General features: G+C 83.3%; 1 protein-coding gene. It reads left to right on the top strand.

Annotated features, from left to right (window positions below; translation table 11 throughout):
- The coding region (locus tag RKE29_RS30385; RefSeq protein ID WP_312008912.1) for an aminoglycoside phosphotransferase family protein at positions 1–491 on the top strand (491 nt) is incomplete at both ends.

Below are 491 nucleotides of genomic sequence, written 5' to 3' on the forward strand. Positions count from 1 at the left end.
CAGGGCGCGGCTGGAGGCGGCGGGCGCGGTGCGGCGGCTGTGGGTGGCGCCCGGCGAGGGGCACCCGTTCGGCTCGGTGGCGCGGCGTACGGCGGCCGAGGCCGAGGCCCTGCGGGCGCGGGCCGCGGACGCCGGAGCGCCGCCGCCGGCCGAGGCCCTGGCGGTGCGGGAGGAGCTGGTGGCGCGGGCGCCCGAGGCGGTGCTGCTGCACGGCGACTTCCGGCAGGGCAAGGTGCTGGCCGGTACGCGCGCGCCGTGGCTGGCGGTCGGTCCCGTGCCGCTGGTCGGCGAGCGCGCGTACGACGTGGCGGGCCTGGTGCTCGACCGCTGCGAGGACCTGGTGGCCGAGCCGGGGGGCGCGGCGGAGGTGCGGCGCCGGGTCGCCCGGCTGGCGGACGCGCTGGAGGTCGACCGGGAGCGGCTGCGCGGCTGGGCGCTGTTCCGGGCGGTGGCGGCGGGGCTGCGCGCGGCGGCGCCGGCCGACCGGCGGC

Origin of the sequence: Streptomyces sp. B1866, from assembly GCF_031932565.1 — a bacterium.
Lineage (GTDB): Bacteria > Actinomycetota > Actinomycetes > Streptomycetales > Streptomycetaceae > Streptomyces.